This is a genomic window from Eubacterium sp. 1001713B170207_170306_E7 (assembly GCF_015547515.1).
In the GTDB taxonomy this organism is placed as follows: domain Bacteria; phylum Bacillota; class Clostridia; order Eubacteriales; family Eubacteriaceae; genus Eubacterium.
The window spans coordinates 487,885-507,025 of sequence record NZ_JADMVE010000002.1 but is presented as its reverse complement, the minus strand read 5'-3'; the positions used below and the strand labels follow the sequence as shown (position 1 = coordinate 507,025).

The window sequence follows — 19,141 nt, the reverse complement described above, 5'->3', positions numbered from 1 at the left end:
ATCCTATCTTTTTTTCATTTTTCTTTTTCTGGCAGCTTCTGATTTTCTTTTTCTTTTTACACTTGGTTTTTCATAGTGTTCTCTTTTGCGAATCTCAGACATAACACCTGCCATTGCAGTTTTTCTTTTAAATCTGCGTAATGCACTTTCAAGTGTTTCATTTTCTTTGATTTTTACTTCAGACATTCTTAACCCCCCCCTCTAATCCATAACTTTATTTACGGAACTTTTTTTGACATGGTATGAGCTAACTTATATTATATTTAAAAACTTTTTAATTGTCAATCCAAAAGTATGGATTTATGACGTTTTTATACCCATGTTTTTATTTTTAAGATTTTTTTCTGCTTTCGCGGGCCATCCAGATGGCCGAACCGAGGGCCGCCCGTGCGGGCAGTAAAAAAGCCAGAGACAGGCTCTGGCTGCAGGTCATATCTTTACTTTTACAGAAGCCGCTCGATGTCCTCTTCCAGGGCTGCGGGCTCTACCATGGATTCGTAACGGGCCATCACGTTGCCGTCGCGGTCGATGAGGAACTTGGTAAAGTTCCATTTGATATCACTTTTCTGAGCGTAATCCGGGTCGTCCTTGGACAGGCGTTCATCAAAGGCCTTGCCCTTTTCGGTGTTCAGGTCAAAGCCTTTAAAGCCCTGCTGTTCCTTAAGAAAAACAAAAAGCGGCTCGGCGTTGTCGCCGTTCACCTCGATCTTTGCCATCATGGGGAAGGACACGCCGTAGGTCAGGCGGCAGAAGCTTTCGATCTCCTCGTTGCTGCCCGGGTCCTGGTTGGCGAACTGGGTGCAGGGGAAGCCCAGGATCATGAGGCCCTGGTCCTTATACTTTTCATAAAGGGCTTCGAGGCCGTCAAACTGCGGGGTGAAGCCGCATTTGCTGGCAGTATTGACCACTAGGAGCACCTTGCCCCTGTAATCGCTGAGCGGCTGCTTTTCGCCGTCCATTTTTTCAACGCTGAAGTCATATATATTTTTCATAAAAAATCACTCCTTTTTATCTGGTTATTTTCATATTACTGTCTATATACCCAAAACCGGGCATAAAAAAAGAGAGCCTGTCAAAAAACAAGCTCTACCGAATAATCTCTGTTATTCACACCCCGCGCCAGGACCGCAGCGCAGCCGTCCGGGCTTTCCCAACGGTCTGTCAGCCTGGCGGCCACTGCATGCTTCTGCCGCCCAGCAGATGGTAGTGCAGGTGCGGCACGGTCTGTCCGCCGTCAGCGCCGCAGTTGTTAACCAGTCTGAAACCGCTGTCCGCGATGCCCAGCTTGAGCACCAGGCGGTTGGCCACTGTGTGGATGTGGCTGATGATATCATCCCCTGCCGGAACCGACAAAATGGATTCGTAATGTTCCTTTGGAATAATCACGACATGCACCGGCGCCTGCGGGTCGATGTCGCTAAAGGCAAGGACCTGGTCATCTTCAAAAACAACTGTCGATGGGATTTCGCCGTTTATGATTTTACAAAAGATACAATCTTCAGACATAATCTTTCTCCCTTCTAATTCAGGAGCCCCGTCATATGGAACTCTGACTCCTTATATAATAACTCAGTTTCAATAATTTTACCATTAATTTTTTCGGTTGCTTTAAGAACCACTGGAATGTAGTTGTCGGTGTGGCCCTCGTAGACCCCCTCCTCTTTGGCGCGCTCAAAGAGCACCGGAACGGTTCTGCCTGCGTTGGCCGCGAGGAAGTCCTGCTCGCAGGCCCGGGCTATCCGGGTCAGGCGGTGGCTTCTCTCAGTCTTGGTGTCCTCGGGCACCTGGTCGGGGAAAAGGTCGGCCTTGGTGCCCCTGCGCCGGGAGTACTTAAAGACATGTACCTGGTAAAAACCGATCTGCTTTACAAAGGCCAGGGTCGTCTCAAATTCCGCCTCTGTTTCACCGGGGAAACCCACCATAATATCCGTGGTGATGGCCGGATAATCGAAGTAACGGCGCACCCGCGCCACGATCTGGGCGTACTGGCCGGTGGTGTACCTGCGCCCCATGCGGCTTAAAACCGTGTCGCAGCCGCTCTGCAGCGACAGGTGGAAGTGGGGGCAGAAAGCCTTGATCTCTGCCAGCCCGCGCACAAATTCCTCGGTGAGCAGCAGGGGCTCGAGGGAACCGAGTCGGATACGCTTCACCCCTTCAATTTTGCTGACAGCCCGAATCAGACTCAGCAGGTCCACGCCGTCCTCCAGGTCGATGCCGTAGGAGGCGATGTGGATGCCGGTAAGCACCACCTCGGCGTAGCCGCGGGCCGCCACCCGCTTGACCTCCTCCAGCACTGAGGCCACCGGGCGGCTGCGCACCGGGCCTCTGGCAAAGGGCACGATGCAGTAGGTGCAGAACTGGCTGCAGCCCTCCTGAACCTTTAAAAAGGCCCGGGTCCTGCCCTTGGTCTCGGTGATGTTCAGATCCTCATAATCGTGCTCCCGCATGATGTCGGAGACAAAGCTGTTCTGGGTTTTATCGCGGCGGTAGGCCTCGATATCGTCCACAATATCGGCCCGGTTTTTGGTGCCGATGATCAGATCGACCTCCTCGATGGCCGCCACCTCTCCGGGGGCTACCTGTACGTAGCAGCCCACCGCCACGATGACTGCGTCCGGGTTCATGCGCCTTGCCTTGCGCATCATGTTGCGGGATTTCCGGTCGCCCAGGTGCGTGACGGTGCAGGTGTTGATCACATACACGTCGGCATACTCCGTGAAGGCGGCCACACGGTAGCCCGCTTTTTCAAAAATTTCCATCATGGCCTCGGTGTCGTAGGCGTTCACCTTACAGCCGAGGGTGTGGAAAGCGACAGTTTTTTGATTGTTCAAAATTTACAGCTCCATTCTTCTTCGCTAGTCTTCATAAAAAAAGTTCAGCTGGGCCAGCAGCACCACGCCGGCGGTTTCGGTGCGCAGTATTCGGCGTCCGAGGCTGACGGAGTAGCCGCCGGCCTCCTCGATCATGGCGACCTCCTCGGGGGCAAAGCCGCCCTCGGGACCGATGATGACCGCGATGCGCCCAGGGTCAAACTCCAGAGAGGAGATGACGCTTTTCAGGCTGCTTTTTTCCTCGCCCTCGTAGGCGATGAGCACCAGGTCATAATTGTCCAGCGTGTCCGCCACCGCAGACAGAGTGGTCACCTCCGCCACGTCGGGCACAATGCCGCGCTTGGACTGCTTGGCGGCCTCATAGGCCACCCGCTGCCAGCGGCGGGTCTTTTTCTCTTCCTTATCGCCCAGCTTTACCACGGTGCGCGCCGAAATAAAGGGCACGATGGACGCTGCGCCGGCCTCCACGCATTTCTGGATCACCGACTCCATTTTCTGCCCCTTGGGCACACCCTGGAACAGGGTGACGCGCAGGCCGGCTGTCTCACCTCTTGAGGGCCGGCTTTCCAGGATACGCCCGGTCAGGCTGTCCCTTCCCACCTGCTCCACCACCGCGATATGGTCGGTGCCGCGGCCGTCGCACACCTCGATGGTCTCATCGTCTCTCAGGCGCAGCACCTTGGTGATATGCTTGAAGTCCTCCCCTTCAATGGTGATTTGTCCGTCCTTAATCTGTCCGGGAGATACAAAAAAACGATGCATTCCGCAAAACTCCTTTATGCCTTAATCCGGGCGGATACACTGTTCCACTCGCCCATCTGCTCGATGTTGAGCACCTCGAAGCCCTCGTCGTTCAAGGTCTTCAGGACTGCCTCCAGCCGGTCGTTGATGATGCCGGAGGAGATAAACACGCCGCCCTCCTTTAAACAAGGCTTGATGATCCGGGCCAGTTCGATGATGGCCTCGGCCAGAATGTTGGCCACGATGATCTCGGCCTTTTCGTCCTCTGCGATGACGTCCAGAAGGTTGCCCTCGCGGATTTCGATTTTATCCTCCATATGGTTGAGGGCAATGTTCTCCCTGGCCACTTTGACGGCCACCGGGTCAAAATCCACGCCGATGACGCGCGCACAGCCCAGCTCTCCGGCGATGATGGAGAGAATGCCGGTGCCGCAGCCGATGTCTAAGGCCAGGTCACCGGGGCGGATGTATTCCTCCAGCCTGGTCACGCAGAGCTGGGTGGTCTCATGGGTGCCGGTGCCGAAGGCCATGCCCGGGTCCATATTGACGACGATCTCGTCCGCCTCGGGGGTGTACTCCTCCCAGGTGGGCTTGATGATAATGCTCTTGCCGACGCGGGTGGGCTTGTAGTATTTTTTCCATGAGTTGGCCCAGTCATCCTCCTCCACCTCGGTGATGGACAGCTCGCACTCGCCGGGGTTCAGTCCGCAAGCGGGCAGCCGCTTGATACCGGTCAGCAGCTGGTGGATACACTCGTCACAGTCCAGCTTTTCATTGAAGTAGCCGCGCACGATGGACACATCCGGGTCCATGTTCAGGATGCTCTCGTCAATGTAGTTGATGGTGGGGTCCTCCTGGATCATCATCAGGTTTTCGCCGGATTCGATGACAACGCCCTTGGCGCCGACCTCATAAAACAGATTGACGATTGCTTCCTCTGCTTCCAGCGTCGTCGTGATTTGAACTTCTAACCAAGTCATGTATTACCTCCCAAGTCCTTATTTATCTAAGAATTATTATAATATGCTTCCCGCAAAGAATCTACCATAAGATTTTATTTTAACCGAATTTCCTTTAAAATGGAAGTGAAAATTTAAGAATGCCCCCGGGGCGGCCGTTCCCGGACGTCAATAAAACCCGCACTATTTTGGCGGTTGTAAGTAAAATATCGTTTCAACCTGTAACGGTATTCAGATTAATGTTATAATAAGGTTACTATTTATACCCAACAGAAGGAGAGATCGACCATGTCAGAAGAGAAAAAAACACCCCGGTCCATCCAGGAATACGTTCCTGGCAAACAGGTCACTTTAGCGCATATAATCGCCAAACCGAAAAGCGATGTCTATATTAAATTAGGGCTCGACGACGAAAACTGCGACGCCATCGGCATTTTAACCATCACCCCCAGCGAGGCAGCCATCATCTCGGCCGACGCGGGCACCAAGGCCGCGCCGGTGGAAATCGGCTTTCTGGACCGCTTCAGCGGTTCCCTTGTCATCACCGGCCGCGTGAGTGACGTCAAAGCCGCCGTACAGGAGATCTTAAACACCCTGCATTCCGTTTTGGGCTTCGATATTCCCAAAATCACCTATTCCTAAAAGATGGCGAGTAACCGAAACCGTGTGGCGCTCGTCGGCAAAATCGGCTGCGGCAAGACAACCCTGATGCAGCGCCTGACCCAGCAGGAAATCCACTACGCCAAAACCCAGCAGGTCACCTATACCGAGGATTTTATTGATACACCCGGTGAATTTATCGAGATGCCCTTTTTCTGCCGCCAGGCCATCAACGTGTCCTGCGACGCCGGGCTGGTCATTGTGGTGATCTCCAGCGTGGATACCCAGAACACCATCCCGCCCAACTTTGTCTTTACCTTTAACATTCCGGCCATCGGCGTTATCACCAAGATCGACCGCGAGGACGCCGATATGAAAAGAAGCTACCGTTTCATGAACTTCGCCGGCGTGAACAAAAAGAAAATCTACGAGGTCAGCGCCTTTACCGGCGAGGGCATCGAGGCGCTTGAGGAAGCCATCCACGGCTATATGGACAAGCACCGGAATAAAAAATAAACAGATCACCAGCCAGTCAAGGGGTATCGCCGCGATACCCTTTGATTCGATTATACAAATTTAACAGAAAGAAGTGATGATATGTCTCAGGCAGCAATCCCCTTCCGGGCCGACAATTACCTGACCGAAGACCAGGTGGCCGCCTATCTCAAAGCCAAAAAGCTTTACCCAGAGGACGCTGAGCTGGTGGTGGAGGATCTCCACGCCATCAAGGAAAGCATCGACGGCTACGTCAACCTCATCTACCATATATATGACCAAAACGGCAAATCCATGGTGCTCAAGCAGATTGTAAACGAGCCCCGCAGCAAAATGGACGAGGCCGCGGGCAGCAAAAACAGCAAATTCATGCACGACTGGAGCCTGGACATCGGGCGGCTGCGCAGCGAGATCGCCGTCCTTATTTTCTGGGATTCGGTGTACCCGGGCATCTGTCCGGAGATCTACCTGTTCGACGAGCAGGACGGCATCATTGTCATGGAGGACCTGACCGACCACAGCCTGCTGCGCTATGAGCACAGCCGCATGAAGAAATACCCGGATTTTCCGGCTACCCTGGGCAGCTTTCTGGCCCGCAACCTGTTCTATTCCTCCGACCTGCACCTGACCCGCTACAAAAAGCAGGAGCTGGAAAAGTTCTTCGAGAATCCGGAATACACCGCCCTCGACTTTTTTCTGTTCGAGGACTGCACCATCGTGTCGGATAACCGCTTCATGCCGGAGGCCACCTGGCCCCTGCGCAAGGCCATCATCGGCAACGAGACCATCCAGAACCGTATCCGCCAGATGCGGCACCAGTTCCTGACCCACAAGGAGTGCCTGATCCACACCGACCTGCATGCCTCCAACGTCATGGTCAACGACCACAGCATTAAGATCATCGACACCGAGTTCGCGGGTTTTGGCCCCATTGCCCAGGATCTGGGGCGGCTCATTGCCAGCTTCTGCCTCAACTTCTTCTCCTGGTACGGCGACGAGACGCACACAGAAGGGGAAAAGGCGGTTTTCAGGGCCTATCTTCTGGATTCCATCAACGCCCTGTACCAGACCTTTGAGGCCGAATTCCGGGAGCTGTGCCGCAAGAACCAGGCCGACAGCTACAAGCTGAGACACCTGGACGTGGACGCCTACCTGCTGTCCCTTTTCAGGGATACCCTGTGCTACACAGCGCTCAACGCCGCGTCGCGCATCGGCGACCGGGGCATCTGCTACGACTTCGAGCGCCTGCCCAGCGCCTGCCGGATCTATCCCGAACAGCTGGTCCTGCTCTTGTGCATCGAGCTGTTCTTAAACACAGGCGCGTACCACAGCGTCACCGACCTCACCGATTTCCTCAGGGGGCTGGCCGGAAAGCACCCGGCCCAGGCCCTGAACCAGGAGTAGCCTATGGAACCCTTAAACCGAGAAACCATCCAGGATTACCTGATCCGGAAAAAGATTTTTCCGGAGGGCGCCAGCCTGCATGTCATCGACCTGCACGAGGAGATTGAAAACATCGAGGGCTATGTGAACCTGATCTTCGCGGTCAGGGACTTAAACACCAACTGCTCGGTGGTGGTCAAGCAGCTGTTGCCCTACATCCGGGCCTTTAAGGAGGCCGACGGCGGCGACCACCCGGTGCTCATGGAGCGCCTGCGCACCGAGATCGCGGTGCTCACCTTCATGGGAACCCTGTATCCGGACATCGCCCCGGACATCTACCTCTTTGACGAGGCCGCGGGCGTCATTGTCATGGAGGATCTCATGGACCTGGAGCTGCTGCGCTTCGAGCTGACCGCGGGCGTTCCATGCCCGGACGTGGGCAAGAAAATGGGCATTTTCCTGGCCCTGCTGTTCTTCCACACCTCGGATCTGCTGATGACCGGACGCAGGCTGGAGGGCGTGAAGCACTTCTTCTACAACGACGAATCCAAGCGGCTGTACGACATTCTCTTTGTGAGTAATGTCCTGCTGTGCGCCGATAAGCCCCTGGAGCCCGAGGCCGAAGAAACCCGGCAGCGTATCCTGGCCAATGAAAAAATCCAGGCGCGTATCCGCGCCCTGGGCTATAAGTATCTGAATAACGACGAGTGCCTGATCCATAACGACCTGCACAGCTCCAACATCATGGTGGGGCAGGGTAAGGTCAAGATCATCGACACGGAGTTTTCCGGCTACGGGCCAAAGGCCATCGACATCGGCCGCCTGACCGGCAGCATGATCATCAACTATGTGTCCTGGCTGGGCTATAAGGGCGTGCCGGAGGACAAACGCCTGGCCATGCAGGCCTATGACCTGGACTTTATTTCGGACATGTACCACAGCTTTAACCGCACCATGGAAAAGCTCTGGGAAGAAAACCGCGGGGTCAGCTACCGCCTGAAGGTTCTGAGCTGTCAGGATGTCTGCGACGGCATCTTTCAGGACGCTCTGCAATACGCGGTCATCAGCCTGATCACCCGTATCTCCTCCGATATGGCCCTGACCTGCGACCTCAAGCGCATTGAGAAGCCTGCCCTGGGCTTTGTCCAGAAGCGTTCGCTGGAGATCGCGGAGTACACCCTGCTCATGACCGACACCTTCCAGAACATCGACGAATTCAACGCGTTCCTGCGCTGCTGCGCGGCCATCGAACGGCAGTAAAAAACAACCCGTATCGCCATGATACGGGTTGTTTTAATGAGGCATTCATTTCTTTGCCGGGCGCCTACTCTCCTGTCGCGGCTTGATACTCCTTGCTCCCAATATCTCCCCAGTCTGTCTTGCCCGAGGCAATGACCTCGCCGGTTTTCCGGACCACGGCGTACATGTCAAGAATGGATGTATCCACCGCACTGTATTCCTGTCCCTTCTGCTCATAGGTAACCTGCTCAAGAACCGCCAGGTCGCAGGCGTCATTCTGGGATTTCCGGTCGTAGACCAGCATCAGGCGCACCTGGCGTCCCTGGTCATCGGTGGATTCCCTGAGGACGAGCTGTTCGTTTCCCTTAGCGTCGCTAATCCAGCTACGGCTGATGCCTTCCTGACCTTCAAACTCCGCGGCATAAATCTGAGTCAGCACACCACTGTGCGTGAATGACGTTTCGCTGGACGCTGGTGCTTCTGCCTGACAGCCTGCGAACAAAAGGATAACCACAGCGGCGGTCATGGCGGTGATAAAGTAGCGGGTTAAAATCTTGTGTTTCATCTCTTTCACTCCTCGATCTTTACCGGATACTTTATCACAGTATTCTTTACTCTGGCTTTTACACCTCGACATGAATATAGCCGCTGGCGTAATAGGGCAGGACGTTCATGCCCAGGGCTTTGGCGGTCTGGGCCAGATCGCCCACGGCCACGCCCGGGCAGTACAGGTCCGCGGCGTCGCCCCGCTTGTGAAAGGACCATGCTACGCCGCCCACCTCGTCGTTGCGCGGCGCGCAGCGCACGCCGGAGGTGATGATGACAGGCTGGCCGTAATACTGGCGCAGGGCCTCGATTCTGTCCAGCAGAACGGGGTTCATCCGGGCCGGCCAGCCGTCACAGAGGCCCGCGCAGTCGCAGCGGTACTCATCCATCTCGAAGTGTTCGCTGGCCATCTCAGGCCCGGGATCGGGATCGGGCGCAGGGGCTTCCGGGGCTTCTGGCGGCATAGGGTCTGCCGGGGCTTCTGGCGGCTGGGTGGGCTGCTCCGTCGTGGGCTGAAGGGCGGCCGTGGGCGGCGCCGGTGCAGGCTCTGGCGGCAGAGCCCCGAAGATGAACACCAGTCCGGCGCTGCCGGCTGCCAGAAAAACGCCGAGGGCGGTTTTTTTATATTTCATTCTCTCTCCTTTTACTTCAATCAAAAACGGGCAGGCGTCTCCTGCCTGCCCGTTGAAATGCCGGGGATTTCTTTGTCTATTCTGTCTCCAGCGGCACGTCGGTTTTTGTGGTTTCGATCTTGACGGCGTTGGTGGCCTTGACCAGGGCAAAGCCCTCGGGCTCAAAGATCCCCTCGGCCAAAATGCCCTGGGCACCTGTCTTGATCTGCTCGTCGGTGATGTCCGCCAGGTAGTCTGGAATGCTCAAGCTGTAGCTCTTGCCGTCGCTGCGTTCAAAATACAATACTAAATCCTTACTTGTTTCTGCTGCCATTTGTTTTTTCCTCTCTTTCCTGAATTAACTGCTTACACATTTTCCACTAAATCGTCGGTGGTGACCCGCATACAGGCTTCACCGATGGGCTCCTGCAATGCCTTGATGTGCTTGTAGGTGGCGTAGAGCGCCTCGTCGGTGGCGGCGGGCTTGACGTCGCCGTAGGTTTTTGTTTTCTTCACGATTTTTCCCTTTTGCTCTCCATAATTGGAGACCACCTTCAGTGCCACTGCCTTTGTGTACTTTACAACTGCCATTTTCTGACCTCGCTTTCTGTCCCGCTTTTGGGGTACGCTTATATATCCGCAAAAAGCGTCTGGGGTCACAGGTGGCTTTAAAAAATTTTTGCTTCTTTATGTTTTTTTAGTCCTCCATCAGCACTCTGAGCCGCCGCAGGCCGCGGTGTATCCGCATTTTGACGGCCGACTGGCTGATCTGGCTGCCGGCGGCGATGGCTTTCTGGCTCTGGCCTTTCAGGTAATAGGCGGTAACGGCATTGCGCTGGTCGCCGGGCAGCTGTCTCAGGGCCTGCTTCAGCTTTTTTAAGCGCCTTTCTTTCTCGTGCTCCTCGTGGCAGGTCTGGATGGGCTGTACCGGATCGGGCACGCGCTGCCCCAGGGGGCTGCCGTCCCCGGCGGACGGGGCGTCCAGGGACACTAACGCCCCGACGGATTTATCAAAACGCCCCTCGCGCCTTTTTCTGAAATAGAAGTCCAGATAATTCCGGATATAGCCGGGAAAGAGGTGGTTGCGCTCTGGGTCGTAACGCTTCAGGGCCTCCAGAAAGGCGACCGCGCCGTCCTGGTAAGCGTCCTCAAAGCCGCCGTCCTCCATACAGCTGCCAGCCATCTTCAAAATCAGGGGGCGGAAGGTCTGGAGCAGCAGCTCCGCGGCCCGCTTATTCCCCTTTCGGGCTTCGTCGGCCCAGGTGTTGATCAGCTCGTAATTTTGGCCTTTCAATCACAGCTCCTTTCTCAATCCTCACGGATGCCGCGCAGGGTGAGCACCAGCTCGGGGTGATGGTACTGAACGGCCTCACAGTATTCGTTAAACTGGTCCTCTGCCGCCTCCTCGTCGCTTGCCCAGAGCTCCAGCTCCAGGATGCAGTCTGCCCGGACGGTGTAGGGGCGTTTTCTTCGCAGGATAGGCCTGCCGCTGCCTAAACGGTTCATCGCAATCCTCCTTTCTTTTCTCTCAGGGCCCACTCCGCGTTAAAGCGGGCCACGTCGTTATCGGGATACTGGGCCCGAACAGCGGCTTTCTCCTCGTCGGTGAGCGGCGGCAGAAGATTGAAGCCCATGATGTTATCGCCGCCCCCCTGAGTAGAACCATATAGAGAACACGGTTTATGATTTACAGTATTTATGAATGGTGCCGTCTCTGGTGCGTCTCCGGTGCGGGTCTGCGTCCACACCAGGGTGCGGGCTCCACTCTTTTCGGCGGTCACCCAGATCTGGGCAAGGCCGGAATCAAAGGGGATCAGGCGGTAGTCGCCAGCCTGCTGCCCGGTGTGCGGGGTGTAGTCAATGCGCCCGCGCTTCACCAGGTGCTGGCGCTGGTGATTGATTTTAAAGCGGTCCTTAAGGCCCAGGGCCTGTCCCACCACGGAGTTGGCAACCCTGAAAGCAGCGGGCCAGTACCAGCGCCCGTCCTCTGCCAGAATGGCGGCCCTGTTGTTATAGTACATGAGCAGATGCCAGTAGGCCTGGAGCAGCGGGCTGAGCCGCTGCTCCCCCAGCCACCTGTAAAAGGCCAGCAGCTCGGTCAGGTAGTTCATCAGACCATCTCCGCGGTGTCCGGGCACAGCTTTTCCATAAAATAACGCTGTCCCTTGGGGGTGACCAGGGTCTTCTGGTAAAGGTGCCAGCGCCCATGCCTGTCCCGAACGCTGTTTTCCCGCAGGACGAGCACGCCCAGGGCTGTGGCCCGCTGGGTGGGATGGTTCCAGCAGCCGGTGCGCCGGCACAGGTAGCCCTGCTCCCGCAGCCAGGCGTACAGGCGGTTCTGTCCCAGCTTCTTCTGGCTGCCCGGGTAAAGGAGCTTGGCCAGTGCCCCGACGCTGATACAGTCCTCGGCTACCTGTATGGTCTGGCCGAACAGGGCGTCGGGCAGGATTCGCTGGTAATCGGTCCGGGCTTTTTCCAGCTGGTATTCCACGACGTCGCAGCGGCGGAACATGCGCTCCAGGTTCCGGGCCAGGATGTCGATGCCCCGCGGGTCCTTTTTCAGGGCCTCCAGCTGTCCGGGCTCGATGTAGGCCCCGTAGTGCAGGATGGCGGGCAGGATCACGCTGGTCACATAGTGGCGGAAGCGGCGGGCCTTGTCCTGGCGGCTTGCCAGAATGAGGGCAAAGAGGCCGCTCTCGCTGATGACCAGGGTGGTGCGGCTGCGGCCGTTTTTATCGCGGACCGCGCGCCGCAGTATATCCTCTGGCTCCACATGGCGTTTGATGGCCTGGCGGTGATTCTGGTAATCCATGGCCTCACAGACGTCCTTGGCCACAAAATAGACGGTTGGCGAGAGGGCATTGCCCCCCTCCTGGCTGACCAGGGTGCGCACGCTGGCAAATTCCTCACTCTCAAAGACTTTCTGAATCAGGCGGCTCTCGGCGGTTTGGGTTTTGTTTGATTTCTGCATTGTAAAGTTCCTTTCGGAACACCGGTGTTCGTTTGTTTTTTTAAGCTTGATCCCATGATACCGCATTTTAAAAAACCGCGCTTTCCGCAAAAGCGGCCTTTTATGCCAAAAACGGGGGTTTTCGGATCAAAAGCACTGCCACAATACCGGGAAAGCCCCTGAATGGAAAATTTTGAGCTTAATTTAATTTTTGGGATGGCGGGTGAACTGAGAAGGGATTTTGGACATTAAAAAAACGCCACTGGGGCGTTATGGCTTTCTGGTAAGAATGATGCTATACTAGCCGGACAGGGATACCAACCTTGTGGCACTGTCACGGTTAATCTTGCCCCGGAAATGGGGTGCATTTCACTTTTCAAAGCCCCCCTTTTTATGTTGCCTGCGCGTTTGACTCCACGCCCTCCCGGTACGCCACATAATCTAAAAAACGCCGGACGGCCAGCGACGCGCTTTTTTTATCCCTGAGCGCCAGACCGATGCGCCGGTAGGCGGGCACCTCCAGCTCCTTTGCCACAATGCGGTAGGGAATCCGCCGCAGAATGAGCTGGGGCAGGATGCTGATGCCCAGTCCGCTCTCCACCATGGACATGATGGCATAATCGTCCCAGGTGGTAAAATGGACTCTGGGCGTGATGCCGCACCGCTCAAAGATCTCAGAGATTTCCGCCTTCGCGCCTTTTTCCAGCAGCATGAAAGGATCGTCGCACAGCGCCCGGACCGGAAAGCGCTCACACCCCGCCAGGGGGTGAGCCTCCGGCAGGACCACCATCAGCTTGTCCTGCACCAGAAACCGGGTCTCGAAATCCGGGTGGGTCGGCAGTCTCAGAAAGCCGCAGTCCACCCGCCCCTCCTGTATCCAGGCCTCGATCTCGGTGTAGTCGCCCAGGAGCAGCTCGTAGTCGATGTTAGGGTAATCCCGCTGAAAGGCCCGGATAATGTTGGGCAGCCAGTGGGTCGCCACGCTGGAAAAGGTGCCAATGCGGATGAGCCCGGACTGCAGGCCGTTCAGCTCCTCGATCTGGTTCTGGAGCTTCTGGTACTCTTCGCACACCCTCCGGGCGCAGGGCAGCAGCCTCAGACCGTCAGAGGTCAGCCGCACGCCGGAGCGCCCCCGTTCCAGCAGGGATACGCCCCACTCCCGCTCCAGGTCGGCGATCATGCGGCTGATGCCGGACTGGGAGTAGTTTAAAACCTCCGCTGCCCGGGTAAAGCTGCCGTACTCGACGGTTCTGATAAACGCCATATATTTCTGCAGGTTCATGTCCATACCGGTTTGCCTCCTAATATCTGTTTTTATCATGCTGATCATGCTAAAGATTCGCTTTTGTGATTCATAGCTTCATGATACACTATAGCCACAAAGTTTTCAAGGGAAAGGAACAAACCATGTTTTTTATCAGCGATATTTACACCACAGCACCGGCGTCCTTTCAGACCCCGCTTCAGGAAAAGGTCTACCAGACCCTCGAGGCGCTGGCCGTCCCCTATGAGCGGGTCGAGACCGATGAGGCCATCACCATGGAGGACTGTGTCCAGATCAATCAGAAGCTGGACATGCAGATGGTCAAAACGCTGTTTCTGTGCAACCGCCAGCAGACAGCCTTTTACCTCTTTATCACGACCGGGGACAAGCCCTTTAAGGCCCGGGACTTCAGCGCCGCCTTGGGGGTGCCCCGGGTCTCCTTCGCACCTCCGGAGCGGATGGCCGCTATGCTGGGCACCAAAATCGGAGCGGCCACAGTTTTCAGCACCCTGCTCGACCCCGGGCAGCAGATCCGGGTGGTCGTCGACCGGGACGTGGCCGCCGGGGCCTGGTACGGGTGCAGCGACGGCACCACCACGGGCTACATGAAGCTGGAAACCAGGCGAATTCTTCAGGATTTCCTGCCCTGGGCCGCCCACACACCAGCGCTGATCGAGGTGTAGCATGAGCCTGTATCCGAACCGGATCGTGGTCAAGGTGGGCACCTCTACCCTCACAAACGACCTGGGCCAGAACGACCTGCGGGCCTTTGACCGCCTGGCCTGTGTGCTGGCCGACATCCAGAACATGGGCTATGAGGTGGTGCTGGTGTCCTCGGGCGCCATCGCCGTGGGCGCCAACAAGCTGCAGATGAAAGCACGCCCTGCCAGCATGCGCCTCAAGCAGGCCGCCGCCGCGGTAGGCCAGTGCCGCATCATGCACCTGTACGACAAATTTTTTGGCGACTATGACAAGATCACAGCCCAGATCCTGCTGAACGCCGAGGATATGGAGCTGGAGGAAAAAAAGGAAAACCTGATCAACACCTTTGACACCCTGCTGGACCTGGGTATCCTCCCTGTGGTCAACGAAAATGACTCGGTCAGCTATACAGAGATCGAGTCCGGGGACCGGCTCTTTGGCGACAATGACATGCTCTCCGCAGTGGTGGCCGTGCTGTGCCGGGCCCAGCGGCTCGTCATCCTGTCCGACATCGACGGCCTTTACGACCGCGATCCCCGCCTGCATCCGGACGCGCGGCTCATCGAGCAGGTAAAAGCAATCACGCCCGAGCTCGAGAACGCCGCCGGAGGCGCCGGCTCGCGCCGCGGCACCGGCGGCATGAAAACAAAGCTCCAGGCCGCCAGACTGGCCACCCGGCAGGGCGTAGACACCATCATCACCAACGGCAAAAATCCGGCCGCCCTGTACCGCATCGTCCAGGGTGAGCCGGTGGGCACCCTGTTTGCGGGCGCGCCCTGCGGTTACTGAGAATGACAAAGAAAGCCAACCCGTATCGCGGCGCTACGGGTTGGCTTTCTTGCCCCCCCGCCACGGCAGAGAAAGGCCGGTCCCATCCAAAAAGGACACTGGTGCACCAGTGTCCTTTGCTCAGTTTTTGTCCCAGTACTTTTGCTCAAAATCCGCGGGCGAGATGGGCTTTGAGATATAGTAGCCTTGAATGCTGTCCACCTCCAGGTCACAGACGGCCCGCAGCTCGTCCTGCTCCTCGACGCCCTCCACGCACACGGTTATGCCCACGCTGTGGCACAGCTTGATCACCGATGCGATAAAGGAACGGTTAAACACGTTCTCGTCCCGGTCGATGGCCTCGATAAACAGCCGGTCGATCTTGACAATATCCGCCGGCGACTGGGACAGCATCCCCAGTGAGGAATAGCCTGTGCCAAAGTCGTCCATGGCGATCTGGATGCGCATGCCCCGCAGATGCTTGAAGATCTCCTTCAGGCCGCCCATGTCCGTGACAAAACAGCTCTCTGTGAGCTCCAGCACAATGTGCCGGGAATCCAGCTCGTTTTCGGCCAGGGTTCTCTCCACATGCTCGGCAAAGGATTCGTCCAGCATCTGGAGATAGGAAATATTCACGTTCATGATAAAATCCGGCTCGATGGCGGACCATTTTTTGCAGGTCCGGATTGCCTGCTCCAGCACCCATTTGCCCACAGGCACGATGAGGCCGCTGGATTCCAGAAGCGGGATAAACTCAACCGGAGTCACCTCGCCAAAGGGCGTGCCGGACCACCGCAGCAGCGCCTCGGCGCCGGCCAGGCCCAGGTCCTTTGAGTTTGCAAAGGGCTGGTAAACCAGCCGGAACCCCTCCATGCCGTTCACCACGCTCAGCTGCAGCCGGCTGGTCAGCTCCAGGGCCCGCAGCTTTGAGCGCATCAGCGTTGGGGCATAGGCCGTCATGGTATTCTTTCCCTTGTTTTTGGAGGCTTCCAGCGCGCTGGACGCACATTTGATCAGGTCCGGATAGTTCTGGCTGTCCTGTCCCAGCAGGGTCATGCCTGCGGATACGGTACAGAAATATTCCTGGCCGTCCAGGGTGTGCACCCGGTTGCTATAGACATGGAGCCGCTTGTAGATCTCCTCCAGCTCCTCCACGCCCGCGCCGGGGCAGACCACGGCAAACTCGTCGCCGTCAAACCGGTACATGCTGGCCTCCTCAGGCAGCAGCTGCTGCACGGTCTGGGCGAACTGGCGCAGCACGCCGTCGCCGAAAAGATGGCTGTTAAGGTCGTTGATCCGTACGAAATCGTCCAGCCCCAGCAGGATCAGCCCGCCTGGATTTTCGGTTTGCTGGTCGAGCAGGGCGCTGATCTCCTTCTCACATTCCCGGTAGGTAAAAAGCCCGGTGGTGTAATCGATCTTGCCCATTTTTCCAAGGTCTGTCACCACCCCGGCAAACATGGCCGGCTGGTTCTGGTCGTCTTTCTGCAAAACACCCCGGCAGAGTACCCATACGTACTCGCCTTTGCGGTTGCGCACCTGGTATTCCACATGGTGTATGTCGGTACCGCCCCGCAGCATTTCGTCAATGCTCTCAATATAGCGGGCGCGGTCCTTTTCATGAACCAGCCCGCCCCACATGGGCACCAGGCCTTCAAACTGCCGGCCCGGCAGCTCAAAGTCCCTTTCCATGTTTGGAGAAACCAGGGCCATGTCGGTCTTCATGTCCACAATATAGACGTAATCATCGGTACTCCGGATGATCGCGCTGTAAAAAAGGGCAGGGTCAACCGTAAATCTTTCAAAAAAATTATCTGACTGTGCCATAATCATTCGATCCCCTCTAAATAAATGTACTCACTTCCACAGCGATTCTTCCTGGCCTGCCAGTCGTTCCCATATAACGCTTTCAGGCATCCCCAGCCCACCGGACTTTTCAAAATCTCATTTCCCCATTATATCAGATGAACACCAAAAGCGCAATATGAGCCCAGGCGGTTCAAGGGGTATTGCGGCGGTACGGCTTGGGGAAACCCCTTCAACAAAAAAACAGCGGTCTTTGCGATCCGCTGTTTTTTTATTTATGCCATCAGCATATTAATAATCGTGATAATCTCCATATTTTCTATGGCTTCATCGCTGTCTAAAAAGCTGGAAAAGATATTTTCCTTTGCCATTTCCATTAATTGTTCCATTTCACTCATGGCTGTTTCCTCCTCAATATTTTCCATAATCCGCCACAAACTCGGTCACAGCTTTCAGGTTTTCCGCCTTGCCGTCCGCTTCTGTCAACATCACCTTGTTCGTGGTAAACACGTAGCCGCCGCCTGGCGCCAGCTCGTCGATGAGCTGCTTGGCAATATCCACACATTCCTGTGGCTTTTTGTAGATCAGATCGTTGACCTTCATGCCGCCTGCCACGCAGATGGTGCCGCCCACAGCCTTTTTCGCCTTGCGCAGGTCGTCATCCTCGAAAAGACCGATAATACAATTTTTGGGCAGCGCATTAATGTATTCGTAAAGGTGCTCCCAGTTTTTTTCAAAGTAAATGAGCAGCTTGTAGCCCCGCTGTGCGAAGAACTCGACATAGGCCTTGAAGGATGGCCAGTAAACCCGCTCAAACTCCTTCGCACGTAAAAACTGCGGCAGGTGCAGAAACAGGCTCAGGTAGCGGTCGGGCTGAGGTTCGGGCGACATGCCCAGGGTGTACCGGATGGATGGCTCCACCAGGGCCATACTGGCCGCGTTCACTTTGTCCGGGCAGCGCTTGACATCCATCATAATCCCCTTGAAATCCCGCAGATAGTCTAAGATCAGGTCGGTCGGCATAAAGGGCGCCATGGCAAAAATGACGGGCAGTCCATGCTCCTGCTTCATTCTTTCAGCCCCTTTTGCCTTGTTCTCGCCGAATTTCGCGCTCTCGGACAGGGCAAAAGCGAACCGCTGGAATTTTTCCTCCAAGGTACCGCTCTGAAAAATAGCGGCTTTTTGCGGGATAATCTCATTGAGGATAAAGCCCATGGGGTCGGCGATCAGCTTGTCGTAATCTGCGGCAGTCATGAGCTCCGACTTGCTGGAGGCCACCTGGATGGTTTCAGTGGATTCGCTGTTGTCATAAATACCGCCGCCCAGCGCTTCGACAAACTGAATCGGATTGGAAATCCCGGCGGTCAGCGCAGCGTCAAAAGGAAAATCGGACAGGGCCTTACTGTAGGTCTGATATTCCAGCTCCGGGTCCTGCTTTGCGTCGTTCAGCCTTGTCCCCGCATAGGCAAAGGCCCAGCTGTCCACCAGGCTGAAAATCGGCACCCGGTCGTTTTCTCTGTGCTCGATGGCATTGGACATGCGCCGTACACGTTCATCATAAAGTTTTAAGGGTTCGTTCATTTTATATTCTCACTTTCTAAAAATGGTTTATTGGTCATTTTATCCGCAAGCCTGACAGCCAGCGGCGTTACCAGCAGCGCCGTCAGATAGCCCGATGCCAGCGCAAGGGGCATCCCCGCCAGGAAGGCCATGAAAAAATAAGGCGGAAAACCGATTTCAAGCGCTGTAAAGGCAAAGGACAGGATCGTACAGAAATACACTGTGTTGACCAGTGTTGAAATCAGCTTAAAGGGAATACTGCCCTCGGGTGCGCCGCATTTCAGCGCCAGCTTTACCGCCCAGCTGTTAATGGGCAGGATGGCCCCGGCCGCAAACCCGATGACCAGTCCCTCCAGAATCTTGATTAAAATACCTGGGAAAGGTATGAATCCTGCGTTGGCATAGGTCATAACCAACGACATGGCAATGGCCAGGAAAAGCGCAAACCAGAAATTCAAAACCAGGCCAAAGGCTTTTTTTGTAAACATATTCTTATCTCCCCGTTATGGATTATTCTCATTCCGCTGTTTTTTCAGCACACAAGGAACATCACAAAAGTAAAAATCAGTTCCTCGGTCGACTGGAATCCCTCGCCGCAATAGGGTGCGGCTTCTGCCGACAGCCGGTTATTTTCCATGGTTTCGGGAAAAGAATCATAGTATTCTGATTTGAATTCAGTGTTCATT

General features: G+C 55.8%; 26 protein-coding genes. 6 read left to right on the top strand and 20 right to left on the bottom strand.

The genetic code is table 11. The features are described from left to right. Window positions 1-3: 3 nt before the first annotated feature. The 6 genes from rpsU to prmA all read right to left on the bottom strand — a co-directional run bounded on the left by rpsU (window position 4) and on the right by prmA (window position 4,552). Entirely contained in the window at window positions 4-186 is a 183-nt protein-coding gene (gene rpsU, locus I2B62_RS07705; protein WP_013379247.1) for a 30S ribosomal protein S21, read from the bottom strand. Window positions 187-443: 257 nt separating this feature from the next. Then, window positions 444-992: a glutathione peroxidase gene (locus I2B62_RS07700; RefSeq protein ID WP_195268403.1), complete on the bottom strand. Its 549-nt coding sequence runs from the start codon at window positions 990-992 to the stop codon at window positions 444-446. Between the two features lie 169 nt (window positions 993-1,161). Next, window positions 1,162-1,506: a histidine triad nucleotide-binding protein gene (locus I2B62_RS07695; protein ID WP_195268402.1), complete on the bottom strand. Its 345-nt coding sequence runs from the start codon at window positions 1,504-1,506 to the stop codon at window positions 1,162-1,164. A 14-nt stretch (window positions 1,507-1,520) separates the two neighbouring features. After that, window positions 1,521-2,831, bottom strand: coding sequence for a tRNA (N(6)-L-threonylcarbamoyladenosine(37)-C(2))-methylthiotransferase MtaB (gene mtaB / locus I2B62_RS07690; RefSeq protein WP_207735965.1), 1,311 nt, complete (start codon window positions 2,829-2,831; stop codon window positions 1,521-1,523). Between the two features lie 24 nt (window positions 2,832-2,855). Continuing rightward, the gene (locus I2B62_RS07685) at window positions 2,856-3,593 is read right to left on the bottom strand and encodes a 16S rRNA (uracil(1498)-N(3))-methyltransferase (RefSeq protein WP_195268401.1); all 738 of its coding nucleotides are present in this window, start codon (window positions 3,591-3,593) and stop codon (window positions 2,856-2,858) included. 14 nt (window positions 3,594-3,607) lie between these two features. Then, window positions 3,608-4,552, bottom strand: a complete 945-nt coding sequence (gene prmA / locus I2B62_RS07680; protein WP_195268400.1) for a 50S ribosomal protein L11 methyltransferase — start codon at window positions 4,550-4,552, stop codon at window positions 3,608-3,610. A 267-nt stretch (window positions 4,553-4,819) separates the two neighbouring features. On the opposite strand from prmA, the gene I2B62_RS07675 reads away from it, so the two are divergent. From I2B62_RS07675 to I2B62_RS07660, 4 genes are all read left to right on the top strand, one after another. After that, a complete protein-coding gene (locus I2B62_RS07675) occupies window positions 4,820-5,173 on the top strand; it encodes a BMC domain-containing protein (protein WP_013379239.1) in 354 nt (117 codons plus the stop codon). Between the two features lie 3 nt (window positions 5,174-5,176). Next, the gene (locus tag I2B62_RS07670) at window positions 5,177-5,647 is read left to right on the top strand and encodes a EutP/PduV family microcompartment system protein (protein WP_195268399.1); all 471 of its coding nucleotides are present in this window, start codon (window positions 5,177-5,179) and stop codon (window positions 5,645-5,647) included. Between the two features lie 81 nt (window positions 5,648-5,728). Continuing rightward, complete coding sequence (locus tag I2B62_RS07665; protein ID WP_195268398.1) at window positions 5,729-7,030, top strand: phosphotransferase; 1,302 nt, start codon at window positions 5,729-5,731, stop codon at window positions 7,028-7,030. 3 nt (window positions 7,031-7,033) lie between these two features. Then, window positions 7,034-8,269 carry a phosphotransferase gene (locus tag I2B62_RS07660; protein WP_195268397.1) on the top strand — a complete coding sequence of 412 codons (1,236 nt, stop codon included), beginning with the start codon at window positions 7,034-7,036 and terminating at the stop codon, window positions 8,267-8,269. 64 nt (window positions 8,270-8,333) lie between these two features. Here the strand turns inward: I2B62_RS07660 and I2B62_RS07655 are convergent, their stop codons facing one another. From I2B62_RS07655 to I2B62_RS07615, 9 genes are all read right to left on the bottom strand, one after another. After that, window positions 8,334-8,813: a hypothetical protein gene (locus I2B62_RS07655; RefSeq protein ID WP_195268396.1), complete on the bottom strand. Its 480-nt coding sequence runs from the start codon at window positions 8,811-8,813 to the stop codon at window positions 8,334-8,336. 58 nt (window positions 8,814-8,871) lie between these two features. After that, on the bottom strand, window positions 8,872-9,426 hold the full coding sequence (locus I2B62_RS07650; RefSeq protein ID WP_195268395.1) for a D-Ala-D-Ala carboxypeptidase family metallohydrolase: 555 nt from the start codon (window positions 9,424-9,426) through the stop codon (window positions 8,872-8,874). 76 nt (window positions 9,427-9,502) lie between these two features. Further along, window positions 9,503-9,739 (bottom strand): DUF2922 domain-containing protein, encoded by a 237-nt coding sequence (locus tag I2B62_RS07645; protein ID WP_195268394.1) that lies wholly within the window; start codon window positions 9,737-9,739, stop codon window positions 9,503-9,505. Window positions 9,740-9,771: 32 nt separating this feature from the next. Further along, window positions 9,772-9,996 (bottom strand): DUF1659 domain-containing protein, encoded by a 225-nt coding sequence (locus I2B62_RS07640; protein WP_195268393.1) that lies wholly within the window; start codon window positions 9,994-9,996, stop codon window positions 9,772-9,774. A 106-nt stretch (window positions 9,997-10,102) separates the two neighbouring features. Further along, window positions 10,103-10,699, bottom strand: coding sequence for a sigma-70 family RNA polymerase sigma factor (locus tag I2B62_RS07635; protein WP_195268392.1), 597 nt, complete (start codon window positions 10,697-10,699; stop codon window positions 10,103-10,105). Window positions 10,700-10,713: 14 nt separating this feature from the next. Next, entirely contained in the window at window positions 10,714-10,911 is a 198-nt protein-coding gene (locus I2B62_RS07630) for a hypothetical protein (protein ID WP_195268391.1), read from the bottom strand. Continuing rightward, window positions 10,908-11,516 (bottom strand): restriction endonuclease subunit S, encoded by a 609-nt coding sequence (locus tag I2B62_RS07625; protein ID WP_195268390.1) that lies wholly within the window; start codon window positions 11,514-11,516, stop codon window positions 10,908-10,910. Before I2B62_RS07625 ends, I2B62_RS07630 begins: the two co-directional genes overlap by 4 nt. Next, window positions 11,516-12,376 carry a phage antirepressor KilAC domain-containing protein gene (locus tag I2B62_RS07620; RefSeq protein WP_195268389.1) on the bottom strand — a complete coding sequence of 287 codons (861 nt, stop codon included), beginning with the start codon at window positions 12,374-12,376 and terminating at the stop codon, window positions 11,516-11,518. The genes I2B62_RS07625 and I2B62_RS07620 overlap by 1 nt, the downstream gene beginning before the upstream one ends. 370 nt (window positions 12,377-12,746) lie before the next feature. Further along, complete coding sequence (locus I2B62_RS07615; protein WP_195268388.1) at window positions 12,747-13,643, bottom strand: LysR family transcriptional regulator; 897 nt, start codon at window positions 13,641-13,643, stop codon at window positions 12,747-12,749. A gap of 119 nt (window positions 13,644-13,762) precedes the next feature. Here I2B62_RS07615 and I2B62_RS07610 point away from each other — a divergent pair, with 119 nt between their 5' ends. Further along, on the top strand, window positions 13,763-14,302 hold the full coding sequence (locus tag I2B62_RS07610) for a YbaK/EbsC family protein (RefSeq protein ID WP_195268387.1): 540 nt from the start codon (window positions 13,763-13,765) through the stop codon (window positions 14,300-14,302). A gap of 1 nt (window position 14,303) precedes the next feature. Then, window positions 14,304-15,110, top strand: a complete 807-nt coding sequence (gene proB / locus I2B62_RS07605; RefSeq protein ID WP_195268386.1) for a glutamate 5-kinase — start codon at window positions 14,304-14,306, stop codon at window positions 15,108-15,110. A 120-nt stretch (window positions 15,111-15,230) separates the two neighbouring features. On the opposite strand, the gene I2B62_RS07600 is transcribed toward proB, so the two are convergent. The 5 genes from I2B62_RS07600 to I2B62_RS07585 all read right to left on the bottom strand — a co-directional run bounded on the left by I2B62_RS07600 (window position 15,231) and on the right by I2B62_RS07585 (window position 19,140). Then, the gene (locus I2B62_RS07600; RefSeq protein ID WP_347707796.1) at window positions 15,231-16,922 is read right to left on the bottom strand and encodes a GGDEF and EAL domain-containing protein; all 1,692 of its coding nucleotides are present in this window, start codon (window positions 16,920-16,922) and stop codon (window positions 15,231-15,233) included. A 248-nt stretch (window positions 16,923-17,170) separates the two neighbouring features. Next, complete coding sequence (locus I2B62_RS20640) at window positions 17,171-17,293, bottom strand: hypothetical protein (RefSeq protein WP_279354780.1); 123 nt, start codon at window positions 17,291-17,293, stop codon at window positions 17,171-17,173. Window positions 17,294-17,306: 13 nt separating this feature from the next. Continuing rightward, a complete protein-coding gene (locus tag I2B62_RS07595; RefSeq protein WP_195268385.1) occupies window positions 17,307-18,476 on the bottom strand; it encodes a uroporphyrinogen decarboxylase family protein in 1,170 nt (389 codons plus the stop codon). Next, the gene (locus tag I2B62_RS07590) at window positions 18,473-18,943 is read right to left on the bottom strand and encodes a DUF2798 domain-containing protein (protein WP_195268384.1); all 471 of its coding nucleotides are present in this window, start codon (window positions 18,941-18,943) and stop codon (window positions 18,473-18,475) included. Before I2B62_RS07590 ends, I2B62_RS07595 begins: the two co-directional genes overlap by 4 nt. Before the next feature lie 44 nt (window positions 18,944-18,987). Next, window positions 18,988-19,140: a hypothetical protein gene (locus I2B62_RS07585; RefSeq protein WP_195268383.1), complete on the bottom strand. Its 153-nt coding sequence runs from the start codon at window positions 19,138-19,140 to the stop codon at window positions 18,988-18,990. Between the last annotated feature and the right edge of the window lies 1 nt (window position 19,141).

Coding starts and splice junctions, on each gene's coding strand:
- rpsU (WP_013379247.1), bottom strand. CDS start 186: ATGTCTGAAGTAAAAATCAAAGAAAATGAAACACTTGAAAGTGCATTA.
- I2B62_RS07700 (WP_195268403.1), bottom strand. CDS start 992: ATGAAAAATATATATGACTTCAGCGTTGAAAAAATGGACGGCGAAAAG.
- I2B62_RS07695 (WP_195268402.1), bottom strand. CDS start 1,506: ATGTCTGAAGATTGTATCTTTTGTAAAATCATAAACGGCGAAATCCCA.
- I2B62_RS07685 (WP_195268401.1), bottom strand. CDS start 3,593: ATGCATCGTTTTTTTGTATCTCCCGGACAGATTAAGGACGGACAAATC.
- prmA (WP_195268400.1), bottom strand. CDS start 4,552: ATGACTTGGTTAGAAGTTCAAATCACGACGACGCTGGAAGCAGAGGAA.
- I2B62_RS07675 (WP_013379239.1), top strand. CDS start 4,820: ATGTCAGAAGAGAAAAAAACACCCCGGTCCATCCAGGAATACGTTCCT.
- I2B62_RS07670 (WP_195268399.1), top strand. CDS start 5,177: ATGGCGAGTAACCGAAACCGTGTGGCGCTCGTCGGCAAAATCGGCTGC.
- I2B62_RS07665 (WP_195268398.1), top strand. CDS start 5,729: ATGTCTCAGGCAGCAATCCCCTTCCGGGCCGACAATTACCTGACCGAA.
- I2B62_RS07660 (WP_195268397.1), top strand. CDS start 7,034: ATGGAACCCTTAAACCGAGAAACCATCCAGGATTACCTGATCCGGAAA.
- I2B62_RS07655 (WP_195268396.1), bottom strand. CDS start 8,813: ATGAAACACAAGATTTTAACCCGCTACTTTATCACCGCCATGACCGCC.
- I2B62_RS07650 (WP_195268395.1), bottom strand. CDS start 9,426: ATGAAATATAAAAAAACCGCCCTCGGCGTTTTTCTGGCAGCCGGCAGC.
- I2B62_RS07645 (WP_195268394.1), bottom strand. CDS start 9,739: ATGGCAGCAGAAACAAGTAAGGATTTAGTATTGTATTTTGAACGCAGC.
- I2B62_RS07640 (WP_195268393.1), bottom strand. CDS start 9,996: ATGGCAGTTGTAAAGTACACAAAGGCAGTGGCACTGAAGGTGGTCTCC.
- I2B62_RS07630 (WP_195268391.1), bottom strand. CDS start 10,911: ATGAACCGTTTAGGCAGCGGCAGGCCTATCCTGCGAAGAAAACGCCCC.
- I2B62_RS07625 (WP_195268390.1), bottom strand. CDS start 11,516: ATGAACTACCTGACCGAGCTGCTGGCCTTTTACAGGTGGCTGGGGGAG.
- I2B62_RS07620 (WP_195268389.1), bottom strand. CDS start 12,376: ATGCAGAAATCAAACAAAACCCAAACCGCCGAGAGCCGCCTGATTCAG.
- I2B62_RS07615 (WP_195268388.1), bottom strand. CDS start 13,643: ATGGACATGAACCTGCAGAAATATATGGCGTTTATCAGAACCGTCGAG.
- I2B62_RS07610 (WP_195268387.1), top strand. CDS start 13,763: ATGTTTTTTATCAGCGATATTTACACCACAGCACCGGCGTCCTTTCAG.
- proB (WP_195268386.1), top strand. CDS start 14,304: ATGAGCCTGTATCCGAACCGGATCGTGGTCAAGGTGGGCACCTCTACC.
- I2B62_RS07600 (WP_347707796.1), bottom strand. CDS start 16,922: ATGATTATGGCACAGTCAGATAATTTTTTTGAAAGATTTACGGTTGAC.
- I2B62_RS20640 (WP_279354780.1), bottom strand. CDS start 17,293: ATGAGTGAAATGGAACAATTAATGGAAATGGCAAAGGAAAATATCTTT.
- I2B62_RS07595 (WP_195268385.1), bottom strand. CDS start 18,476: ATGAACGAACCCTTAAAACTTTATGATGAACGTGTACGGCGCATGTCC.
- I2B62_RS07590 (WP_195268384.1), bottom strand. CDS start 18,943: ATGTTTACAAAAAAAGCCTTTGGCCTGGTTTTGAATTTCTGGTTTGCG.
- I2B62_RS07585 (WP_195268383.1), bottom strand. CDS start 19,140: ATGAACACTGAATTCAAATCAGAATACTATGATTCTTTTCCCGAAACC.